The organism is Candidatus Nitrotoga sp. M5, assembly GCF_927904885.1.
Classification (GTDB): Bacteria; Pseudomonadota; Gammaproteobacteria; order Burkholderiales; family Gallionellaceae; genus Nitrotoga.
In genome coordinates this window covers 1-3411 of record NZ_CAKMNW010000050.1, presented here as the reverse complement: position 1 = coordinate 3411, position 3411 = coordinate 1, and the positions used below count along the sequence as shown (strand labels likewise).

General features: G+C 44.3%; 3 protein-coding genes. All 3 read right to left on the bottom strand.

Features of this window, described 5'->3' with window-relative positions:
• Positions 1–141 precede the first annotated feature (141 nt).
• Positions 142–957, bottom strand: coding sequence for a hypothetical protein (locus MJ770_RS09860; RefSeq protein WP_239253443.1), 816 nt, complete (start codon positions 955–957; stop codon positions 142–144).
• A 164-nt stretch (positions 958–1121) separates the two neighbouring features.
• Positions 1122–2006 (bottom strand): hypothetical protein, encoded by an 885-nt coding sequence (locus MJ770_RS09855; RefSeq protein WP_239253442.1) that lies wholly within the window; start codon positions 2004–2006, stop codon positions 1122–1124.
• 231 nt (positions 2007–2237) lie between these two features.
• Positions 2238–2675 carry a DUF3592 domain-containing protein gene (locus tag MJ770_RS09850; protein ID WP_239253441.1) on the bottom strand — a complete coding sequence of 146 codons (438 nt, stop codon included), beginning with the start codon at positions 2673–2675 and terminating at the stop codon, positions 2238–2240.
• Positions 2676–3411 lie beyond the last annotated feature (736 nt).

Here is a 3411-nt window from a genome sequence, read left to right as displayed (position 1 = left end):
GTAACCCCACCCTTTGGCAAGACTTTACTGTCAGATTAAGTCTGAACTACTACAACTTAGCGCCTTTGTGGCAAATATTATGACTTTATTTTTTGAACGAACGTCCATTTAAAATAGGTCAAACCCATGCAGTTAAAATCATTAAACATCTCTCTCGTTATCAATCTTTTTATTTTCAACTAACCCATGTTTTGAATTAAATTGCTCTATTTCATTAATTTTTTTAAAAAAATCATAGGCTTTTTCAATTAATGAATCGATTTTCTTTGGTTCAAAGACGTCATTCAGATGTTCAAGCGTTTTATTGGCAAGCTCATTTAATTTATCTAATACATTAAATGGATTGCTTGAGAAGTCAGGTTTTGGTTGTGAATTTGGTTGGAAGTATGCAACTTCTTCATAGGCCGCGATGAATTGTTGTGTCCGAGTTTCTGTAATATCGAATAAGTAGTCTTGTAATTCATCACTGTTATATTCAATTGAGCTGGCTGCTTTAAATGCTGATTCAATGTTTCCGCCATAAAGTTTATTGGCAACATTACTAATTTCATTAACTAGACTTTCTATAGCTGTGCGTTCGTCTGAATCTAAATTACCTTCAATACTTATTTGATATTGCGAAGATGATTGGGCTGATGCTGATAGAGCTAAAGCTGTTTTACTAGAATTCTGTGACTGAGTATCTGAATAGCTAATACTTGTTTGAGAGCTGGAGCTGTTAGTCAGATTTATCGACACTTTGTCACCATCACGAGTTGTGATCTCTATGCTGCTTTCTCGTGCTAGTGATTGGCTATACGATAACTGAGCTTGTTTCGAGATAGAAACGGTATCATTTTCTCTCAAGCTTTTTGAGTGATTATTAGTTTCCTCAAAGCTTGATCCAGGTGACGAGATTTTATGATCGCGCGCAGGTGCATACCGAGAAGGTAAGAGGTTTGACACATTCGCTTCCATTGCAGTTACCAAATAGTTACAGGTAACTTTTTAACGGCCATGATTAATAAAACTTTACAAAATCATGGGGCAGATACCATCTTGCAAGCTCAGCGCCAAGCTATGTTAGCCTAGGCTGCGAGCGCTGATTCAATGTGGCTTTGTACCACTGGCAAACTTGCGAATCACCTTTCGTTGCGTACGCACAATGCAACACCCTCCCCAACCCATCCCTTATTCATCATCTGTTCGTAGATGTCGTACCGAACTGTGTAGCGATGATTCGAATCGTTGAACATCCAGCGGTTGTTATACAAGCGGTAAAGGGGCGTGTAAATGGGCGGGACATATCCACCATTGTTCGGGCACTGTCCATCCTCCGGAAGGATGCCACCGAACGCTATACCTTCCGCATTCCAGCCAGATTCCTGATTTCGCAAGCCTCCACATTCCTTCGTGTCTGCGGTATAAAAATGCGAGTTTGGTCCTGGCCCATAAAATCGAAATACATTAACGCTACCGAAACAACCGTCAGGGACAAACGTGAGGAATGACTCGCCTGTTCGCACCCAGCCAGGTCCCGCACCGCCAGAGTCAATGAATGCATTCTCCTCGATGGTGCTCGAAAGAAAGTAGTGGTTTAGAAGCGTGTTATGGTATTCGGTAACACTCTGTGCTTGAGCAGGTGCACTAGTGGCGAAACAAACGCTCGAGTTGTCCCCTACGTAGGAAACACCTAACGAGGCAACCAATGGGTCGGCGCGAATCGCGTCTATCATCTCGGTTAGATCTTGCAAAGGATCCATAAAAAGGACCACCATCCAGCTCTGGAGCCAAACAAAGGTATACGGCGTAGCTTTAGTAGGCTCCCATAGCCGAGTGTATAAGTTAATATCCGACTCAGGACTTGTTACAGCTGCCAAAATGCGCGATTTCGCCAGCTCTCCTGTCCCATCCCCGGATACAAACAGCTGGTTAGATGCACGGGTGTTACATTGATGTGTGGGTTTAGCTTGCGCACCTGAAGATAAAATGAGCAGGCTTGCGAAAATAAGACCAATAATGTACATCTTTATCTCAATCCTCTCATATGGAAATCTGACGACAAACGACGATCCACTAAGTTTTTATTTGCCGCCGCTTGGTGAAAATAAAAGGACTCAGTACCGAATGGCACAAAGTTAAGCCTTTTGAGCAAGTTCATACTATCGTGAAACCCGCGCCAATACTGGCTTAACTTATTGTTTTAGCTATGCTGAAACCCCTTAACTTAGTGGCACGCGGGGCAAACTGACCCTAATTCAATTATAGCTGCTGAAAAAAAGGGCGAAGATTCCCAAGACCATTGCGGCTATTCCCAAGGCGGGTATCATCCAGTCGCCCCTGGCCAGGCCGGGCTCAAGTGTGGCTTGATCAGGCTGATCCGGGTTGTAATACACGGATACTTTGGCACCGGCAGGGTATTTTTTGGCATAGCTGGTGGCGAGCTCCGGCGATGGGTGGGTACCATCTGGAAACTCCAGTGTGCGCTGATAAATATGCGCAGCCACTGTGTAGCTGAACTGGATGTGTGGCAGCAGGTCGTTATCTTCTGACGTGGGCGCGGATTGTTCAATGACGCCTTCCACCATGGGCCAGCGCAGCGTTTTTCGTGCCTTGGCGAAAATGATCCAACCCCACAGGACGGCACCAAACCCGCCGATGATAAAGAGGCCGAGAATGATCGAATAGTAATTCATTTTGGATCTCCATTTTGAGTTATGGCGTTGCTGGTGGGAAAAAAGGGGGAGGTACATTTCGTGGCGTGCATTATGACAGGCCTGTCTCAACATTTGCATGGGATTGGAGTGAAACTAAAATGGGGTCAGATTCGATTTAACTTGAAGATTAAATCGAATCTGACCCCAATTTACGTATTACTGTAAGCCGAATAATTCGTTCGTTATGCACAATGCAATGACTGAAACCTCTCTTTTGTTGGTGTGAGTTACGCCACCGTGAGCCGAGCAGTGAAACAAGCGGAAAGTAGGATGGATCGTGTCAAACGTAAGGTTTGCCCCCCTGATCGATCTAGCCTACCAGATGGAAGTGTAAACCATTAGCGGGTACGCCGCACCTAACGTCAAATCATAACGGAAAGACCAGATGCATTGCGCGGACAACCCGCCCTACATATCTGCTACCAATTACCAAATCGTAGACTGATAGGTGAAGGCTTCTTGCAATTTTCACTTATACAATCCCGACTTGCGTCTACCCTGACTGGACTCTTGTTGGAAGGAGGTTCAAAACGCCAATATAAGCCATCCTCGTCGCGAATTAGGTATTGACCTTCATCTGTCTTTTCCAGAAAGAATTTACTTCCGCTGGTTTTATCTACTGCCATAAGTGTCTGATCTACCTTATTTGAACGAATATAATTAGTCGACACTGAATTATTCGATTCTGTCGTTCAGATCAGGCTACGCAAGCAGC